Raw genomic sequence first — 17,927 nt, forward strand, 5'->3', positions numbered from 1 at the left:
CGCCGCAGCGCGGCAGCGCCGCTAAACCGTGCCCGTGCGCAGCGTCTGATCGAGCTTGGCGCGGTCAAGCTTGCCCTCCCAGCGCGCGACCACGATCGCGGCGACGGCATTGCCGATGAAGTTGGTCAGGCTGCGGCATTCGCTCATGAAGCGGTCAACCCCCAGGATCAGCGCCATGCCCGCCACCGGCACCGACGGTACGATCGACAGCGTGGCGGCGAGCGTGATGAAGCCCGCGCCGGTCACCCCCGCCGCGCCCTTGGAACTCAGCATCGCCACGCCGACCAGCAGCACTTGGTCACCGATCGGCAAAGGCACGTTGCACGCCTGCGCGATGAACAACGCGGCCAGTGTCATGTAGATATTGGTGCCGTCGAGATTGAACGAATAGCCCGTCGGTACGACCAGACCGACCACGCCCTTGTCGCAGCCCGCCGCCTCCAGCTTGGTGATGAGGTTGGGTAGCGCCGCCTCGGACGAAGAGGTGCCGAGCACCAGCAACAACTCGGCTTTGAGATAAACGAGCAAACGCACGATCGAGAATCCGTGGAGGCGCGCCACTGCGCCCAGAACGACCAGCACGAACAGAATCGAGGTCAAATAAAAGGTCGCGACCAGCCCGCCGAGATTGAGCAAGCTGCCCGCGCCATATTTGCCGACGGTGAAGGCAATCGCGCCGAACGCGCCAACGGGTGCTGCGCGCATCAGGATACCGACGATGCGGAACACGATCAGGCCCAGCCGCTCGACCAGGTCGAGCACCGGTTCGGCGGCCTCACCGACCAGGCTGAGCGCGATGCCAAACAGAACTGCGACGAACAGCGTCTGCAGGATCGACCCTTCCGTCAATGCCGAGACCATCGTGTTGGGGATGATCGCCATCAGGAAGCCGGTGAAGGTCGTTTCATGCGCCTGATGCGCATAATCGGCGACCGACCCGGCATTGAGCGTTGCGGGGTTGATGTTCATCCCCACGCCGGGCTGCACCACGTTGGCGACCACCAGCCCCAGGATCAACGCCAGCGTGGAGAAGAACAGGAAATAGCCAAACGCCTTGGCCGCAACCCGGCCCACCGCGCGCAATTCGCGCATTCCGGCGATCCCGCTGACCAGCGTCAGGAAAATCACCGGCGCGATTACCATTTTGACCAGCTTGATAAAGCCGTCGCCGAGCGGCTTCAGCGCCTCGCCCGTCGTCGGCCAGAAATGCCCGACGAGTGCGCCCAGCACGATTGCGACGAGCACCTGAAAATACAGATGGCGGTAAAAGGGAGCAGGGCCGTGTGCGGCTATCGGGGCGGGTTGGATCGTCATGGTCCCTCTCGGTCGGCCCGTTCATGGGGCGCGTGAGGGAAAGTCCTAACCCGTGGCGTTCGCTACGCCAGCATTTTGTCATTCCGGACGCGGCGCGCATAACGTCGCGTCCGGGGAAGAACGGTTTATTTGCTGCGTTCGACCTGTTCGAACTCCAGCTCGACCGGGGTAGCGCGACCGAAGATCGACACCGACACCTTGACGCGGCTGCGGTCGAAATCGAGTTCCTCGACAATACCGTTGAAGCTCGCGAACGGGCCGTCGAGCACCTTGACCGAATCGCCGATTTCGAAATCGACCTTGATCTTCTGCTTGGGCGCAGCGGCGGCTTCTTCCTTGGTGTTGAGCATCCGCGCGGCTTCCGCCTCGGGGATCGCCTGCGGCTTGCCGTTCGGCCCCAGGAAGCCGGTGACCTTGGGCGTGTTCTTGACGAGGTGATAAACGTCGTCATTCATGTTGAGCTTGGCGAGCACATAGCCCGGCATGAACTTGCGCTCGACCGAGATTTTCTTGCCGCGCCGCGCCTCAGTGACCGTTTCGGTCGGAACCTCGATCTGTTCGACCAGTTGCTCCAGCCCCATGCGGGTCGCTTCCGCCATGATCGAATCGCGGACCTTGCCCTCGAAACCCGAATAAGCGTGGATGATGTACCAGCGTGCCATGTGTTCGTTTACCTAGATTATTTGGCGAGGCTGAGCAGCAGCTTGACGATCGCCTCGAAGCTGGTGTCGACCACGAAGAAGAACAGGGCGAGCAGCGTCGTCATGATGATGACCATCACGCCGGTCATGATCGTCTCACGCCGGGTCGGCCACACGACCTTCTTGGTCTCCGCCTGGACCTGTCGGATGAATTCGAGGGGGGTCGTTTTCGCCACGGGCTGTGCACTCATGTTTTCTTGGCCAAGATCAGGACATGGGCCCGCCGTCCGGGCCTGCCAAGGCCCGATGACGAGAATTCCCGATTTCGGAATATACAAGCATTAGCGCGGGCGCCGGGTGAAATCAACTCGCGTCACAAACGGGCGACGACGGCGTGGAGGTCGAAACAGCCATCGCCGCCGCATCCGCGTCAAATAAGGAACGAGTCGAGCAACGCAGGCGGCCCGTTCAGGTAATCGAGATCGCAATTGCCGGGCACGCCCGCAAGGTGCCCCTGGTCGGAATATTGCCACAGCGTATAGACGTGCCACGGCTTGGGCACCGGCGGCGTTGGCGGGTGGCTGTAATTGGCGATCCAGAGCGGAAACACCGCAAATTCCGCTGGATTGCCGAGGAAATCGGAAATGTCCTTGCGGATATAGAGGAACGGCTGGTGCCCCGTCGCCTTCACCAGAATTTTGCCGAATTCCGCGATCTGCGCGACGAGTTGCGCCCGCGTCTTGGTGCCTGCCTGAATGGCGCGGACATATTCATCTTCTACATCCAGCGCCGGCAGAAGATCACCCTTGCTTGGGTGATAGACGCTTAGAAACAGGTCGGCCATTTCCTGCGCGGTAAAATCGGGCATACAATAATGATATGCACCACGTTTCAGCCCATGCTGCTTCAACGCCACCCAATTTTCATCGAACTCGCTGTCTTTTTGTCGAACGACGTGCCCCGAAGAGCCAAGATACAATTGGCTGGCCTTTACATAAGCAAAATGGACGGTAATCGGCGCGTCCGGCTTCAGGACCACATCCCAGGAGACTTTGCCGTTCCAGTGAGAAACGTCGATTCCGAAAGTACGGATGCCCGATGCCATAAGTATCCCCCCGAATTTCCAGGAGGCATAGCATGATTTTACTGTAAAATCGAATCACGGTATCTATCGCTGAACGCAGCGAAAGTCGTGGGGATGTCCATAAATTGCCCGAAGCCGCGATGGCGCGGAAGGTGGCAGGGGAGCTCGGACTCGAACCGAGGGCCTTCGGTTTTGGAGACCGACGCTCTAACCAACTGAGCTACACCCCTATCAGACGGGCCGTTTAGCGAGAGGTTGCGTGGTCCGCAAGCCGCCTCATGCAACCGCGCGTTCGTGGCCGTCGCGATGGGCGAGCGCGCGCGCTTCGGCGACGGGCAGGGGGCGGCTGAAATAATAGCCCTGCACCTTGGTGCAACCAAGATCCTGAACCATGCGGTGCTGGTCGGCCGTTTCGACGCCTTCTGCGGTGGTCGTCATGCCCAGGCTCTGCGCGAGCACCACGACCGCGCGGACAATCGCGATCGCCTCGGCGACCCCCTTGGCGGCACCGACCACGAAGCTGCGATCGATCTTTATGGTCGAGAAGCGCGTGCGGCTAAGATAGCCGAGCGATGAATAGCCCGTACCGAAATCGTCCAGGCTGAGGCGGACGCCAAGGCCCAGAATCCGCTCGAGCACCTTCACCGCGCCCGTATCGTCGCGCAGGAACACGCTTTCGGTGACTTCGAGTTCGAGCCGGTGGGCGGGCAGGCCGCTATTGGCCAGAGCCGAGGCGACGATCGACACGAAGCCGGGATTGTGAAGCTGTTCGGGCGAGACATTGACCGCAACGCGCGTCTCCCCCGGCCACCCGGCGGCCTCCGTGCAGGCGGCACGCAAAACCCATTCGCCGATCGGTGCGATCAACCGCGCGTCTTCGGCCAACGGGATGAACTTCATGGGGGAAATGACGCCCAGTTCGGGATGCGTCCACCGCACCAGCGCCTCGAAACCGGTCAACTGGCCGGTTCCGGCGTCCACCACGGGCTGATAATTGAGATGCAGCTCATTGTTGCTGAGCGCCTTGCGCAGCGCCTGTTCCAGCACGCGGCGCTCCTCGGCTGCGACGTGCAATTGCGGTTCGTAGCTGTGGAATTTGCCGCCACCGGCGTCCTTGGAGCGATACAGCGCCAGATCGGCGGAGCGGATCAGCATTTCGGCGCTCCGTCCGTCGCGCGGGCCGGTCGCGACGCCAACACTTGCGCCGGTGTAGAGCGTGTGCTGGTCGATTTCATAGGGCCTGGCGAGCGTATCGACGATTGCCTGGGCAAGCTGTTCGAGGCGTAACGTGTCGCTGGCATCGCGCACGACGACCGCAAATTCATCGCCGCCCAGCCGACCGATGATTTCATTGTCGCTCATCAAGCTGGCGAGGCGCTCAGACACGCGACTGAGCAGCCGGTCGCCAATCGGGTGGCCGAGCGTATCGTTGACCGCCTTGAACCGGTCGAGATCGATCATCATGAAGGCGCACCGGCTGCCCCATTTGTCGGCCTCCGCCAGCGCACGCACCAATGCTTCGTTGATGAGCAAGCGGTTCGGCAGGCCGGTCAGCGTATCGAGCCGCGCCATGCGGTTGATCTTGTCGGCGGAGGCGCGTTGTTCGGTTACGTCCGATCCGACGCCGCGAAACCCGATAAACCCGCCGCGTTCGTCAAAGCGCGGGTTGGCGGCGATCTCGAACCAGCGTTCGGTCTCGCCGACCAGCACCGGCAGCACCAGATCCCGAAACGCCTCGCGGCCCTTCAAATTCTCGGCAAGCGTGCGCAACCCGGCCGAGAAATTGCCGCCGTCCCAGGTGGGGCCAGCAAGCACTTGCAGCAAGGACTTGCCATTGATCGAAACCGGATCGAGCCCAACGGAAAGGGCAAAACGGGTGGACGCGCGCACGACGCGGCGATTGGCGTCGGTTTCCCAAAGCCAGTCCGCGCCATGATCTTCGGCTTCGCGCAACAACAGGCTGACGGTTTCGTCGCGTTCGGCCAGGGAAATTTCGCCCGCGCGGATCAGCACCAGTGCGCGCGCTCGGCTGAAGCAGCAGATCATCAGCAAGGAGGTAAACAGCAGCACGGCAGCGGCGAAGAGCGGCCCGCTGACGAAAAACAGCATCGCCGCCAGCGCCGATCCGAGGATGCCGAGAAAGCTCAACGTAGCGAGCGGCAACGCCGCCATCGCGGTGGCCGATGCGGTCATCAGCACCGACAGAACGATCCACAGGCCCAGCGCCGTACCGGCATCGGCGCGCGTGCCGAGCGTAAGCGGGGGAATTGCCCAGATTGCGGCGAGCGCAACCCCTTCCAACACCGTGTCGCGCACATCGCGCAGGCTGGCCGCATTGCCGGCGCGGTGCCGTGCCGCGAGGCGGCGGAAGGTGATGGCAGCCGACACCGCCGCGACGACCGCGCCCCAGCTCGCCAGCGCCCACAAGGGCGCAACCCGGGCGAGGATCAGCGTGACCAGCGCCGCGCCGATGACATTGGCACCGAGCAGGAACAGGGCGAGCTGACCACCCGCGTGGAGCTGAGCCGCGCGAATCGGGCCCCAGTCGGTGGCATCCGCAGGATCGTAAAGGCCGAGCAGCGCCCGACCGTCGATCCGCGGCGCTGCGAACTGGGAGGTGCTTTCGGTGCTCACAAGTCCAAAGATAGCGCAAGCAGCGTTAGCAGATCGTTAGAGCCTCCCGTATTTTTTGCGCCCGGTTAGGCTGCCAGGTCGTATGGCTTGATATCGCCGTTCAGGTAGAGGTTGCGCGCCTTGGCCCGGCTGAGCTTGCCCGAGCTGGTGCGCGGCAGTGTGCGCGGCGGAATGAGTTCGATCACGCAGTTCATGCCGGTAACCGAGCGTACCCGCTCGCGAATCTCATCGCGCAGGCGCAGGCGCTCGGCATCGTCCGAGCTGCGGCACTGGACGAGAACCGCAGGGGTTTCTTCGCCGCCGGGCGTGGTGATGGCGAAGGCGGCAATGTCGCCCGCCTTGAAACCGGGCAGTTGCTCGACCGCCCATTCAATGTCCTGCGGCCAATGGTTGCGACCGTTGATGATAATCATGTCCTTGGCGCGGCCGACGATGTAAACATAGCCGTCGCTGAGATAGCCCATATCGCCCGTGTCGAGCCAACCATCGATCAGGCAGGCATTGGTCGAGGCCTCGTCGCGGAAATAGCCGACCATGACCGACGGGCCCGAGCACCACACCTTGCCGATGGCGCGTTCGGGCAGTGGTGTGCCGTCTTCTTCGCGAATCTCGACCTTCATGTCGCGGACCGGCTTGCCGCAATTGACGATCGCGCGGAAACGCTGTGGCCGGTCCTGCCCGACAGGGACACCCGAAAGTTGGGTTTCCTCGACCAGCTCGACGCGAATCCCCTCGGCTGGCGGCATAATCGACACCGCCAGCGTCGCCTCGGCGAGACCGTAGCTCGGCAGGAAGGCGCTGGCCTTGAACCCGGCATCGCTGAACGCATCGACGAAGTTTTGCATCACATCGGGGCGGATCATGTCGGCACCGTTGCCCGCGATGCGCCAGCGCGACAGATTGAAGCGTTCGGACGCCTTGGTCTGGCTCGACATGCGGCGGGCGCAAATGTCGTAGCCGAAGGTCGGCGAATAGCTGACCGAGGTGCCGGGGTTACGGCTGATCATGTCGAGCCACGCCAGCGGACGGCGGGCGAAATCCTCGGTCTTCAGATAATCGGTCGAAACCTGGTTGGCGACGGGCGACAGGAAACAGCCGACCAGCCCCATGTCATGATACCACGGCAACCACGACACGCAGCGGTCGCTCTCGATCAACTGCATACCATAAGCGTGCGCCGTAAGATTGTTGAGCAGCGCGCGGTGCGTGATGGCGACGCCGTGCGGGAAGCGGGTCGATCCACTGGAATATTGCAGATAGGCAATATCGTCGCCGCGCGCCTGTGGCAGCGTAACATCGGGCGCGTTCCGCGTGGCGAGTTCGGACCAGTCCACACCCTCGACGCGCGCAAAGCCAGCGGCATCGCCCGCCATTTGCGCGAGTTCGGGCGGATAGATGAGCATCACCGGATCGCAGCTCGTCAACTGAACGCGAAGCTGTTCGATGTAGGAATCGCGCCCGCCGAACGATGTTGGCAGCGGCAGCGGCACCGGCCACGCGCCGGCATAGATAACGCCGAAGAACAAAGCCGCGAATTCCGGGCTGGTTTCCGCGACGATCGCAATACGATCGGAAGGCTTGATTCCCGCCGCGATCAACCGGCGTGCCATCGCCAACGCATCGTCGCGCAATTCGGCGAACGGATAGGGTCGCGTCAGCGAACCGCGCGCATCGTGGAAATTCAGCCCGCGTTGCCCGCTTGCCGCATAATCAAGCGCTGCCCCCAGCGTCTCGAAATCGGCAAACCGGCGCGCGAGCGAGTCTTCGGTCGGCGTCGCGATTGGTTTGAGTGTTTCCACCGAGGCGGTCCGCATGACTGCGTCGCCCAAAACATCGCCCAGAACATCGATAGTCATCTGTATTTGCGCCCTCGATCGCAGCGACACCCGGCCGCCTGCGCCTCTAATTTCCTTCGGCATGCACCCCTGCTTATGCCAAGCGTTCAAAATCCGGTTCGACTGTGGCACAATGATGGCGTCATGCGTGATCCCTCCCGTAACCGGTCAAATCGCAAAGAGATACGCATCGCGCCGCGCTTGGATGCAGCGGCATTGGAACGGCTTGCCCTTCGCTATGTCGAACGGTTCGCAACGACGCGCGGACGGCTAACTGCCTATCTGCAACGCAAAATTCGCGAGCGGGGATGGGACGGGGCGGAGCCCGATCCGGCGGCGTTGGCCGAAAAACTGGCGGATCTCGGCTATATCGACGACCGCGCTTTTGGCGAGGCGCGTGCGGTGGCGATGGGGCGGCGCGGTCTTGGCATACGCCGCGTGACGGGGGTGTTGCGCGCGGCCGGGCTTACCGAACAGGATAGCGCGGCCATCACTCCGGCCGTGGCGGCGCGTGCGGTGGAAACCGCGTTGGCTTTTGCGCGACGGCGGCGGATCGGGCCGTTCGCGCGCGTGCAGGCCGAACGGGCGGAACGGGAAAAGCACATTGCGGCAATGATTCGCGGCGGCCACGATTTCACGCTCGCCCGCACCATCGCGATGATGGCGCCGGGCGCAGACACCGGCGAATTGCTCGAAAACGAGTAGATTCTTGCGTGCGTCTGTGGTGTTTCACACAGAATCGTTCGTTTTTATTCTTCACTCTACGCTGCGTGCTATGCCAGCGAGTGGGGGTTTATCGGCGATGCTTAGCGAAACGATCCTGTTGCCCGAGCGGCTCAATCGCGCGGATGAGCGCGGACATCGCGCCGAATCCTCGAACAGCGAAGCCCGGATTTATTCTGGCGTTCTCAAATGGTTCGACATGACACGCGGCTTCGGCTTCCTCGTGGCGGACGATCCGACGGTCGGCGATATTCTCGTCCATTTCTCGGTGCTGCGTCCGCACGGGCGGCGTAGCCTTCCCGAAGGGGCGCGCCTGGAATGCGTCGCGATCCTGCGCAACCGTGGTTTGCAGGCAACCGAAATCCTGTCGATTGATTTGACCGACGCGGTCGAATCGGTCGAACGCGTGCGGATTTCGGGTTTGCCGGACGATAAAGAGGGCGGCTTTGAAAGCGCGGGCCCGTTCGAGCCGGTGACGGTCAAATGGTTCAATCGCATGAAAGGGTATGGATTTCTGGTGCGGAGTCAGGATTCGGCTGATATCTTCGTCCATATCGAGACCTTGCGCCGGTCGGGCCTAGCCGAAGTCGAACCTGGACAGACATTGCGCGCGCGCATGGTGGCGGGGGAGAAGGGCCCGCTGGCGGTGGTGGTGCAACAGGAAGGCTGAACCCGCTTTATGACAGGTCGAATGGCGCGCCTGCTCGCGCTTGCCGTGCTTGTGGCAACCGGTGCCTGCAGCAATACCGTACCGGCATCCAACGTCGCCGAATCGCCCGTAGGAACGCTCGCGCTGACCATCGAGAGCACGAACGGCTCGCACCTCTTTGCGGTCGAAGCCGCCAAGACGAAAGAGGAGCAGGAGCGCGGGCTGATGTTCCGCACCGATATTCCCAAAAATGGCGGAATGCTGTTTGCGCCCTATCCGCCCGAGGGCGGCCCGCCGCGTGAGGCGAGTTTCTGGATGAAGAACACGCCGAGCCCGCTCGACATTGTTTTCATCCGGGCGGATGGCACCATTGCGCGAATCGCCGAAAACACGGTGCCACAGTCCGAAAGCCCGATCCCGTCGGGCGAGCCGGTGCGTGCGGTATTGGAGCTTCAGGGCGGTCGCGCGCTCGATCTTGGCATTGCGGAGGGCGACCGTGTCTCCTGGGCGGGGCAGAAGAGCCGGTGATCGTGGTTGAAGGCGGCACGGCGTCGCGCTAAGCGCATTTCTATGGGCATCAATCTCAATCCCTTCACTTGGTGGACCGGCGCGAGCTGGGGCACGGCGTTCGGTCTGCGCGGCAAGGCGCGCATCGGCGAGGACGCGCTCGGCAACGTCTATTATGAGGGCGGGCGCGATACGGCGGGCAATCCGCGCCGCTGGGTGATCTATAACGGTCCCAATGATTCGAGCCGAGTCGCGCCCGAATGGTTCAGTTGGTTGCACCATCAGGTCGATGACGTGCCGTCGCGGGCACTGCCTGCGCCGCGTGCCTGGCAAAAGCCGGCGGAACCGAATTTGACCGGGACGGTCGCCGCGTATCGCCCAAGCGGCGCGCTGGAAAAGGGCGGCGTGCGTGCGCCTGCGACCGGCGATTACGAAGCGTGGACGCCCGACGCGTGATTCGCCGCACGCCGGGCGGCGTGGCGCTGGCGCTTGTCGTGCTGCTGGCGGGATGCGGTCCGTCGAAAACTGTCGCCCCGGTGGCGAAGGCGACTCCGGAAACCGCACTTGATGCCGATACCAGCGCGAGCGATATCGTTACGGTCGATGTCGGCGGTGGAGTCGATCCATCCTATGGCGCGACCCCTATGGCCGAGCGGGTCGCCACGCTCGGATTGCTCAACAAGCGCAACGGTGTTTCGCGCGATGTCGTACTGAAGCCCGGAAAGTCGGCGCGCGTGGGCGATGTTGTGCTGCATTTGCGCGCGTGCGAGCAAACCGCGCCGTGGGAGCAGGAGCATTATACCGGCGCATTCGTGCAGGTCGATGTCGCGAGCAGCGACAAGAGCTGGCGCCGGGTCTTTTCGGGCTGGTTGTTCAAGGAGCGCCCCGCGCTCAACGTGGTCGAGCATCCGATCTATGATGTGTGGGTCAAAAGCTGCGCGATGACCTTCCCCGAGGGTGGCCCCAATTCGGTGGCGGCATCGGACGCGGGCAACACCCCCCGGTCCAGCGCGAAAAAGTCGCCGACCCCGGACACGGACGCGCCGGAGCCAACCGCGCCGGCGATCGCATCCGACAATGCGACCAGATAATCGTTACGGCTGATTTCGATCGCGCCAAGCGAAGCGAGATGATCGGTCATGAACTGGCAATCGAGCAGGGTGAAGCCACCAACGCGCAGGCGCGCGACCAGCCAAGCGATCGCGACCTTCGACGCATCGCGGGCGCGGCTAACCATGCTTTCGCCGAAAAAGGCGCGGCCCAAGGCCAATCCATAGAGGCCGCCGACCAGCTCCTCACCATCCCACACCTCGACCGAATGCGCGAAGCCCATTGTATGTAACTGGTTGAACGCGCGCTCGATTCCAGAATTTATCCAGGTGTCGGGGCGGTTGGGGACAGCTTCGGCACATAAGCGCAACGTCCGCGCGAAATCGCTGTCCGCGGTCACGCGGTAGCGCTCCGCCGCAATCGTCTTGCGCAGCGAATGCGAGAGATGAAAGCCATCCAATGGCAGGATCGCGCGTTCCTGTGGTTCAACCCAATAAACGTCGGCGGCGTCCCGACTGTCGGCCATCGGGAACACCCCGACCGAATAGGCACCAAGGACAAGTTGCGGATCGAGGGTCTGGTGGGGGCGAGGCGAGGGATCGGCGAGCGATGTCACGCGGCCAGGCGGCGCTCGATCGCCTGCCACAATTGGGCGAACGCCTGTGCCCCGGCAGACCGCGCGGCGAAGCTGCCGACCGGCGCCCGCCTGGCGGTGACTTGTTCGATCAGGCTGGCCATTGGCACGACCGGCCAATCGGGATGGCGGGCCAATGCCTCGGCGTGCAATTTGCGGCGGCGATCGACCATCGAATGCACCGGCATGATTTGCGCCTTGGTGCCAAGATGTTTGACGACCTCATCCAGCGCACGCTCAGACAAGGGCGAGGGGATGACCGGCACGACGATCAGGTCGGCTGCGCGCATGACCTGGTCGCTGGTTTCGGTCAGCCCGGGCGGACAGTCGAGCAGGATGCGATCATATTCCTTGCGCAACCCGGTCAATAGCTTGTGCAATCGCTTCTTTTTGTCGAGTTCGTGAAACAGCAAATCGAGCCCGCGTAACGAAGCGTCCGCGCCGATCAGGTCGAGGCGCGGTGTCGCTGTTTTTTCGATCAATTTTTCGGGTTCGACATCCTTGGCGAAGACCGATTGCGCCTGGTCCTTTGCCTTGCTGCCTTCGGCGCGTGTGGACAGCAGGAAAGTGCTGGCCGCTTGCGGATCGAGGTCCCACAACAAGGTCCGCCTGGATGACAGTGTCGCCGCCGTCCAGGCGAGATTGACAGCCAGCGTCGTTTTGCCGACGCCCCCCTTCAGACTGTAGATCGCAATCGTCGACACAGACGGAACCCTTCGCTCAGGAACGGCCTATCGTGGCGGATGCCGACGGCGTGCGCAACCGCCGACGGGCAATCAGATGTCGCAAAGCTGCTTGGGCTTGCCCGGTTGGGTCAGCGTGACAGCCTTGACCGTGCCGGTCATTTCATAGCCATCGGCCTTGAGCGGGTCACCCGCCTTTTCCGCCGTCAGCTTGACCGGGGTGCCGGTCTCGGTCGCCTTGACCAAAGCCTGCTTGTCGCCCTCAAAGAAGGTGACATAGACGAGGCTATTGTCCTTGCAGCGGAAGGTCACTTCCTTCTTGATCGCGGGCGGCAGCTCCACCGGTGCCTTGTTCGCCAGCACTGCCGCCATCGGGTCGGGCGCGACGGTCGACACTTCGGTCGGCTTGTTTTCGCAAGCCGAAAGCAGGAGGAAAAGGGCGGCGGTGGGGAGGATGCGCTTGGTCATGGCATTTTTCTTCGCGCACGCAGCACGGGGCGTCAAGAGTGGTGTTTTCCGGAAGGCGTGTCATTTTTGCGCTGCAATAATTGTGTAACGCATTGCCCACATTTTGGCCGACTTTTCGCCCGGATTGTGCGCCGATTTGTTCCGCGCGCGCGCCTCCCGACGCGGGCCGAACATCCACGCTTGAGCGCGCCCAAGCAACGCTCGCTTGCCCCAACGCGCGACACGCGGCATTTCGGGGGGATGCACACCACGCCCAACTCGCTCGCGCTCATCGGCAACACCCCGCTTGTCCTGCTCAAGGGACCAAGCGAAGCGGCCGGGGCGGAGATTTACGGCAAATGCGAATTTGCCAACCCCGGCGCATCGGTAAAGGATCGCGCGGCGCTGGGCATCGTCGAGGATGCGGAAGCGCGGGGACAGATCGAACCCGGCGGGTGTTTTGTCGAGGGGACGGCCGGCAATACCGGTATCGGGCTGGCGCTGGTCGCCAATGCCAAGGGATATCGCACGATCATCGTGATGCCCGAGACGCAAAGCCGCGAAAAGATGGACACGCTGCGCGCGCTCGGGGCCGAACTCGTGCTGGTGCCCGCCGCGTCCTATTCAAACCCGGCGCATTTCGTCCACACATCGCGCCGCATTGCCGAGGAAACGGCGAATGCGGTGTGGGCCAACCAGTTCGACAATATCGCCAATCGTCGTGCCCATATCGTCGGCACGGCCGAGGAAATCTGGGCGCAGATGGACGGGCGAATCGATGGTTTCACCTGCGCGGCGGGCACCGGCGGCACGATTGCCGGCGTGGGCATGGGGCTGAAGGCCAAGGATGAGGGGGTCTGCATTGCGCTCAGCGACCCACACGGTGCGGCGCTTTATGAATATTACGCGCATGGCGAGTTGAAGGCCGAAGGCTCGTCGGTCGCCGAAGGGATCGGGCAGGGGCGAATCACCGCCAATCTGGAAGGTGCGCCGATTGATACGCAATTCCGCATTTCGGATGCGGAGGGGATGGAATGGGTTACGCGACTCCTCGCGGAAGAGGGGCTCTGCCTGGGCCTGTCGTCGGGCATCAATGTCGCGGGTGCCGTGCGCCTCGCGCGCCAGCTCGGGCCGGGCAGCCGGGTTGCGACCATCCTGTGTGACACCGGTTTTCGCTATCTCTCAACGCTCTACAATCGGGCCTGGCTGGAGGCAAAAGGGCTGGCTGTACCACCCTGGCTCAGGGGCTGATTTTTGCTGGCATCGACAAGCGAACGTTAATGCGTTACATTTATGCCACAACCTATGAAAATTATCGCACAAGACCCAGCGCAGACGATGCAGCGTGCCAAGGTCGGGATGATCGGCCTTGCGGCCGTTTTCCTGCTGATTGGGCTGGCTGCGGCCATCTTCGCCACCATCAGCCGCGACCGGCAAGTCGCCGCGATCGGTAGTGCGCGTCCCGATGTCGTTGCCACTATGGTATCCGGGAATATGGTCGATCCCGCAAAGGAGCCACTGGCCGAGTTGGGCGTCGCGCCGAGCGCGGTGACCCAAGCCAGCAACCAGAATGACGTCGCGCCTTCCAAGTCGGCTGCAACGCCCGCGCGATGATCGCCATGTGGCCGGGGATTTTCGGGGAAAACGCCCCGCTACCGCTCATCGTACCCCCAAATTCCCCAAAGATCCCCGCTCTATACGCGAACGCACCGGGAACAAGCTGATATGACACGCGAAAAATCCCCGGAGAATCGAAGCGATTGAGGGGTTATCCCCTCAAATCCCCGCCTTTCCCCTTGTATCCCCGGCTTGCCCCGTGTTACTTCTGCTTCATCAGGGGCAGACTCATCTCGCCTGCGCACGATGCGCTGAACATGCGGGCACCTGGCGTCGCGATCCCGCGATTCTGGGCATGGAGGAGGCTTGCCCGCTGCGTGCGGGGAAAGCGTGGACGATCGGAGCGAATATCAGGGAGACGGTCTCGGTCTTGTCGATGACAAGGGCCGAGTCGCGATTCCCGTCTCGCTCAGGCAGGCGTTGGCGGCGAACAGCCCGCGCAGCGATGGCAAGGATGGCGGCACCGTCATCGTCGGCGTCCATCCGCAGCAAAAATGCCTGCGCGCCTATGATCCTGCTTACGTCAAAATCCTGAAGACCGAGATCGAGGCGATCCAGGCGCGTCAGCTCAATGAACTGGGCGAACCCAATTACAATCTGAAGCGCCGTGGCGCGAGCGGCGAGCCCGTGCCGTTCGATGGCTCGGGCCGCTTCATCATGCCCGGCTTCCCGCGCGATTACGCCAATATCGGCGAGAATGCCTTTTTCTGGGGCACGTTCGACTGGATCGAAATCTGGGACCCCAAGACGCTGGTCGATGCGGTGGATGTCGATCCGGCGATGCAGGCGGCGTGCCGCTATCACTGCAAGGTGAAGGGGATCGCATTGTGAGCGACGCCCCGCACATTCCCGTGCTGCTGGAGGAAGTGGTCGATGCGCTCGCCATTGCATCCGGCGAGGTGCATGTCGACGCGACCTTCGGCGCGGGCGGCTATACCCGGGCGATGCTGGCGCGTGGCGCGCGGGTGTTCGCCTTCGATCGCGACCCGGATGCGATTGCGGCGGGCGAGGCGGCGGTGCGCGATGCAGGTGGTGCGTTGACGCTCGTCCCCGCCACTTTTTCCGCGCTGGATGCCGAATTGACCGCGCGCGACGTCGTGCCGGTGCAGGGCGTGACGATGGATATCGGCGTGTCGTCGATGCAGCTCGATCAGGCCGAGCGCGGGTTCAGTTTCCAGTCGGACGGCCCGCTCGACATGCGCATGAGCCAGGAAGGAGAAAGCGCCGCCGACTTCGTCAACGAAGCCGACGAAAGCCGGATCGCCGATGTGCTCAAGACCTATGGCGAGGAGCCGCGCGCCAAGCGGGTGGCGCGCGCGATTGTCGCCGCGCGGCCGATCATGCGGACGAGCGAGCTGGCGCATGTCGTGCGCCGTGCGCTTGGCCACAAACCGCATGACAAGAAGGATCCGGCGACGCGGACCTTTCAGGCGATCCGCATCCACATCAATCGCGAGCTGGGCGAGCTGGCCGACGGGTTGGCGGCGGCGGAGCGGGTGCTCGCCCCCGGTGGACGGCTGGCGGTGGTGACCTTCCACAGCCTTGAGGACCGCATGGTCAAGCGCTTCCTGCGTGAACGCTCGGGCGGTTTGCCATCGGGATCACGGCATTTGCCCGAAGTGGCGGCGAAACATGCGCCGAGCTTCGAGCAGGTCGGGCGCGGGGTTCGCGCCAGCGAAGACGAGATCGCGCGCAACCCGCGTGCGCGGTCGGCCACCTTGCGCACTGCACGGCGTACCGGCGCGGCGGCGTGGCCGGAAACACCTGGAACAGAGGGATTGGTATAATGCTGGGGCTGGCGTGGAAGAGTCTCGGATGGTTCCTGGCCGGCGTTGCGGTGGCGCTCGGCTTTTTGCTGGTGCCGTTGCAGGTGGCAGCCGAGCGCAAGAAGCTCGATCGCACCGCGAGCGAGATCGAACGCGCGCGGCGTGACATTCGCGCGCTGGAGACCGAATTCGACACCCGCGCCAATCTCGCACAGCTCGATAAATGGAATGCCGAGACGCTCGGTCTGGTCGCGCCGGCCGAGGGGCAGTTCGTGCAGGACGAAGCCGCGCTCGCTTCGATCGAACCGGGCAGCGCCCCTGTACCCGGCACGCCCGCCGTGCAGATGGCGTCGTTTGTTGCCGCAGCACCCGTAACGGCGATGACCAGCCAGCAGCCTGCTGCTGCACAAACGGCTCCCTCCGCAGCGCCGGCATCGCGGGAGGCGGGGGCGGTGCCCCCGCGCGAGGCTCAGCCGCCGCGCGCGGCGATGGCGGCAGCCGCCCCACCCAGGCCGCGTGCTACGGTTGCGATGCTCGACCGGGCCTTGCTGGACGATAGCATGATCGGGGATTTGCGCAGCGGCGCTCGAGCGGAAAGCCGGTCGGCGCGATGAGTACGCTCGTCGCGCGCCCCCTCCCGACCCGGCGATCGAGCGATCAACGCCATGCGCTGGTCGCGGTTGCGCATGTGCGGTTGATGATGCTGATGCTGCTGATCGGCGCAGGCTTCCTGTTGGTGATCGTGCGGATTGCGCTGCTGGGTTTGCTGGGGTCCCCGGCCGGCGCGGCGACGCTCACCGCCAACCCGATGGTGCGCGGTGACATTCTCGATCGCAATGGCCAGCCGCTCGCGCGCACGATCGAGGCATGGACGATTGGCGTGCGGCCCGCCGAATTGCTGGGCGATCGCCAGGCGTTGGCCGAAAAGTTGGCAGCGGCGATTCCGGGGCATGATCCGGCCTGGTATTTCCAGCGGCTGACCATGAAGGGCAAGTTCACCTATCTGGAAAAGCACGCCTCGCCTGCGATGGTGAACCAGATTCATGCGCTGGGCGAGCCCGGCATCGTGTTCGCGCGCGAGCCAGAGCGGCTGTATCCGCAATCGACAATGGCGGCGCACGCACTCGGCTATATCGGGCCGACCGCGACCGACCCCAAGATCATGGGCCGCGCCGGGATCGAGCGCGCCTTCGATGCACGCCTGAGCGACCCAGGCCATCGCGGCGAGCCGATCGCACTGTCGATCGACGCGCGCGTGCAGACCGCGATGGAGAGCGAGCTTGGCCGGGCAATGGTTTCGTTCAAGGCGAAGAGTGCAACCGGTGTGGTGCTCGACGTCCATACCGGTGAAGTGATCGCGATGGTCTCGCTGCCGGTGTACAACCCCAACAAGCTGACCGGCACCAGCAACGACGCGCTGCGCAACAACGTGACGCAAAGCGTGTACGAACTGGGATCGACCTTCAAGCCGATCACGATGGCGGCGGCGATCGAGACGGGCACGGTCACCTCGATGGCGCGCCGGTTCGATGCGACGGTGCCGTTGAAGGTCGGCGGCTTCACCATCCACGACGATCGCGGCGATGAACAGAAGCGCTGGCTCAACATCCCCGAAACGCTGATCTATTCGTCCAACATCGCCACCGCGCGCATTGCCGAGGAAATGGGCAAGGACAAATTGACCGCGATGTTCACCAAGCTCGGCTTCGGGGAACGTCCGGCGATCGAACTGCGCGAGCGCGCCGGGCCGATCTGGCCGCAATATTGGGGGCGTACCACGTTGATGACCACGGCCTATGGCCACGGCATCGCGGTAACGCCGTTGCACCTTGCCAATGCCTATGCGACCTTGGTCAACGGCGGAATTATGCGCCCGACGACGTTGCTGAAGGTGGCGCCTGGGCAAGCCCCCGCCGGGCGGCGCGTGCTGTCCGAGGCGACGAGCGCGCGGATGCGGCAATTGTTGCGGCTGGTGGTGTTGATGGGCACGGGCAAGAAGGCCGAGGCACCGGGTTACCGTGTCGGCGGCAAGACCGGCACCGCCGAAGTGGCGGGCGCGGGCGGTTATTCCAAGCACACCAACGTTTCCACCTTCGCGGCGGCTTTCCCGATGGATGCACCGCGTTATGTGGTGGTCGCCATGCTCGATTCGCCGATCGGCAATGCCGAATCCTATGGCCTCACCACCGCCGCCTGGACGGTTGCGCCGGTCGTCAGCCGCGTAATTTCGCGGACCGGGGCGATGCTGGGGGTGATGCCGGATGCGCACCGCGACGTAGATGTAGCGGATTTGACGCCGTTGCTGTGGCATGCACCGGGCGATCGCAAGAACGCGGAATGAGG

At 63.6% G+C, this 17,927-nt stretch carries 19 protein-coding genes, 1 tRNA gene and 1 pseudogene; 11 read left to right on the forward strand and 10 right to left on the reverse strand.

The annotated features are described in order from the left end of the window. Nucleotides 1–21: 21 nt before the first annotated feature. The 7 genes from WC704_RS00885 to WC704_RS00915 form a co-directional block, all read right to left on the reverse strand. Nucleotides 22–1,314, reverse strand: coding sequence for a dicarboxylate/amino acid:cation symporter (locus WC704_RS00885; protein WP_372888112.1), 1,293 nt, complete (start codon nucleotides 1,312–1,314; stop codon nucleotides 22–24). Between the two features lie 125 nt (nucleotides 1,315–1,439). Beyond that, nucleotides 1,440–1,976: a transcription termination/antitermination protein NusG gene (gene nusG / locus WC704_RS00890; RefSeq protein ID WP_033966826.1), complete on the reverse strand. Its 537-nt coding sequence runs from the start codon at nucleotides 1,974–1,976 to the stop codon at nucleotides 1,440–1,442. Nucleotides 1,977–1,993: 17 nt separating this feature from the next. Then, nucleotides 1,994–2,191, reverse strand: coding sequence for a preprotein translocase subunit SecE (gene secE, locus WC704_RS00895; RefSeq protein WP_372888113.1), 198 nt, complete (start codon nucleotides 2,189–2,191; stop codon nucleotides 1,994–1,996). 194 nt (nucleotides 2,192–2,385) lie between these two features. Continuing rightward, nucleotides 2,386–3,060, reverse strand: coding sequence for a glycoside hydrolase family 25 protein (locus tag WC704_RS00900; RefSeq protein ID WP_372888114.1), 675 nt, complete (start codon nucleotides 3,058–3,060; stop codon nucleotides 2,386–2,388). Between the two features lie 132 nt (nucleotides 3,061–3,192). Further along, nucleotides 3,193–3,269, reverse strand: a tRNA-Trp gene (locus tag WC704_RS00905). 46 nt (nucleotides 3,270–3,315) lie between these two features. Further along, entirely contained in the window at nucleotides 3,316–5,673 is a 2,358-nt protein-coding gene (locus WC704_RS00910) for a putative bifunctional diguanylate cyclase/phosphodiesterase (protein ID WP_372888115.1), read from the reverse strand. Between the two features lie 65 nt (nucleotides 5,674–5,738). Continuing rightward, nucleotides 5,739–7,487 carry a fatty acyl-AMP ligase gene (locus WC704_RS00915; protein WP_372888699.1) on the reverse strand — a complete coding sequence of 583 codons (1,749 nt, stop codon included), beginning with the start codon at nucleotides 7,485–7,487 and terminating at the stop codon, nucleotides 5,739–5,741. A gap of 165 nt (nucleotides 7,488–7,652) precedes the next feature. Between WC704_RS00915 and WC704_RS00920 the strand changes: the two genes are divergently transcribed. The 5 genes and pseudogenes from WC704_RS00920 to WC704_RS00940 form a co-directional block, all read left to right on the forward strand. Beyond that, entirely contained in the window at nucleotides 7,653–8,213 is a 561-nt protein-coding gene (locus WC704_RS00920) for a regulatory protein RecX (RefSeq protein ID WP_372888116.1), read from the forward strand. 97 nt (nucleotides 8,214–8,310) lie between these two features. Then, nucleotides 8,311–8,901: a cold-shock protein gene (locus WC704_RS00925; protein ID WP_372888117.1), complete on the forward strand. Its 591-nt coding sequence runs from the start codon at nucleotides 8,311–8,313 to the stop codon at nucleotides 8,899–8,901. A gap of 21 nt (nucleotides 8,902–8,922) precedes the next feature. Next, nucleotides 8,923–9,408: a DUF192 domain-containing protein gene (locus WC704_RS00930; RefSeq protein WP_372888118.1), complete on the forward strand. Its 486-nt coding sequence runs from the start codon at nucleotides 8,923–8,925 to the stop codon at nucleotides 9,406–9,408. A 42-nt stretch (nucleotides 9,409–9,450) separates the two neighbouring features. Then, nucleotides 9,451–9,843: an NADH:ubiquinone oxidoreductase subunit NDUFA12 gene (locus tag WC704_RS00935; protein ID WP_372888119.1), complete on the forward strand. Its 393-nt coding sequence runs from the start codon at nucleotides 9,451–9,453 to the stop codon at nucleotides 9,841–9,843. 188 nt (nucleotides 9,844–10,031) lie between these two features. Then, nucleotides 10,032–10,265: pseudogene (locus WC704_RS00940) on the forward strand (DUF2155 domain-containing protein); the annotation flags it as partial. 35 nt (nucleotides 10,266–10,300) lie between these two features. Here WC704_RS00940 and aat read toward each other — a convergent pair. The 3 genes from aat to WC704_RS00955 all read right to left on the reverse strand — a co-directional run bounded on the left by aat (nucleotide 10,301) and on the right by WC704_RS00955 (nucleotide 12,222). Further along, nucleotides 10,301–10,963 carry a leucyl/phenylalanyl-tRNA--protein transferase gene (gene aat, locus WC704_RS00945; RefSeq protein ID WP_372888700.1) on the reverse strand — a complete coding sequence of 221 codons (663 nt, stop codon included), beginning with the start codon at nucleotides 10,961–10,963 and terminating at the stop codon, nucleotides 10,301–10,303. An 86-nt stretch (nucleotides 10,964–11,049) separates the two neighbouring features. After that, nucleotides 11,050–11,775 (reverse strand): ParA family protein, encoded by a 726-nt coding sequence (locus WC704_RS00950; RefSeq protein WP_372888120.1) that lies wholly within the window; start codon nucleotides 11,773–11,775, stop codon nucleotides 11,050–11,052. 72 nt (nucleotides 11,776–11,847) lie between these two features. Continuing rightward, the gene (locus tag WC704_RS00955) at nucleotides 11,848–12,222 is read right to left on the reverse strand and encodes a hypothetical protein (protein WP_372888121.1); all 375 of its coding nucleotides are present in this window, start codon (nucleotides 12,220–12,222) and stop codon (nucleotides 11,848–11,850) included. 240 nt (nucleotides 12,223–12,462) lie between these two features. On the opposite strand from WC704_RS00955, the gene WC704_RS00960 reads away from it, so the two are divergent. The 6 genes from WC704_RS00960 (at nucleotide 12,463) to WC704_RS00985 (ending at nucleotide 17,925) form a co-directional block, all read left to right on the forward strand. Then, nucleotides 12,463–13,452, forward strand: coding sequence for a cysteine synthase A (locus WC704_RS00960; RefSeq protein ID WP_372888701.1), 990 nt, complete (start codon nucleotides 12,463–12,465; stop codon nucleotides 13,450–13,452). 54 nt (nucleotides 13,453–13,506) lie between these two features. After that, on the forward strand, nucleotides 13,507–13,815 hold the full coding sequence (locus WC704_RS00965) for a hypothetical protein (RefSeq protein WP_372888122.1): 309 nt from the start codon (nucleotides 13,507–13,509) through the stop codon (nucleotides 13,813–13,815). 333 nt (nucleotides 13,816–14,148) lie between these two features. Beyond that, on the forward strand, nucleotides 14,149–14,649 hold the full coding sequence (locus WC704_RS00970) for a division/cell wall cluster transcriptional repressor MraZ (protein ID WP_372888123.1): 501 nt from the start codon (nucleotides 14,149–14,151) through the stop codon (nucleotides 14,647–14,649). After that, entirely contained in the window at nucleotides 14,646–15,605 is a 960-nt protein-coding gene (gene rsmH, locus WC704_RS00975) for a 16S rRNA (cytosine(1402)-N(4))-methyltransferase RsmH (RefSeq protein ID WP_372888124.1), read from the forward strand. The genes WC704_RS00970 and rsmH overlap by 4 nt, the downstream gene beginning before the upstream one ends. Continuing rightward, on the forward strand, nucleotides 15,605–16,198 hold the full coding sequence (locus WC704_RS00980) for a hypothetical protein (RefSeq protein WP_372888125.1): 594 nt from the start codon (nucleotides 15,605–15,607) through the stop codon (nucleotides 16,196–16,198). The genes rsmH and WC704_RS00980 overlap by 1 nt, the downstream gene beginning before the upstream one ends. Beyond that, on the forward strand, nucleotides 16,195–17,925 hold the full coding sequence (locus WC704_RS00985) for a peptidoglycan D,D-transpeptidase FtsI family protein (RefSeq protein WP_372888126.1): 1,731 nt from the start codon (nucleotides 16,195–16,197) through the stop codon (nucleotides 17,923–17,925). Before WC704_RS00980 ends, WC704_RS00985 begins: the two co-directional genes overlap by 4 nt. Nucleotides 17,926–17,927 lie beyond the last annotated feature (2 nt).

This window comes from Sphingomonas sp., from assembly GCF_041661885.1.
Taxonomy (GTDB): domain Bacteria; phylum Pseudomonadota; class Alphaproteobacteria; order Sphingomonadales; family Sphingomonadaceae; genus Sphingomonas.